The organism is Pseudomonas sp. SIMBA_068, assembly GCF_046534705.1.
In the GTDB taxonomy this organism is placed as follows: Bacteria; Pseudomonadota; Gammaproteobacteria; order Pseudomonadales; family Pseudomonadaceae; genus Aquipseudomonas; species Aquipseudomonas putida.
This window is the reverse complement of the sequence record NZ_JAWRYI010000907.1, coordinates 1-258: the sequence shown is the minus strand read 5'-3', so window position 1 is coordinate 258 and position 258 is coordinate 1. Positions and strand designations below refer to the sequence as shown.

At 61.2% G+C, this 258-nt stretch carries 1 protein-coding gene; it reads left to right on the top strand.

The features are described 5' to 3' along the window. Positions 1-258: polysaccharide lyase family 7 protein (locus tag SB756_RS32010; RefSeq protein ID WP_410913492.1), on the top strand; the 258-nt coding region annotated here is incomplete at both ends.

Below are 258 nucleotides of genomic sequence, written 5' to 3'. Positions count from 1 at the left end.
CAACGGTGCCGAAGCGATTGCCAGCTACCCGAGCATCGTCAAGGTCCTCAGCGATGGTTCGATCCAGTTCTCAGCCCCCACTAAAGGCGCCTCAAGCAAAAGCACCCGCAGGACCCGCTGCGAGTGGACGGAAACTGAGGATTGGACGCTGGCCAGTGCCCAGGATCACTGGAACTACCAAACCATGCCGCTGACCAAGGTCAACGCTGCGCAGAAGGTGGTCATCGCCCAGAGGCACGTACGCGGGGACGATAGCCC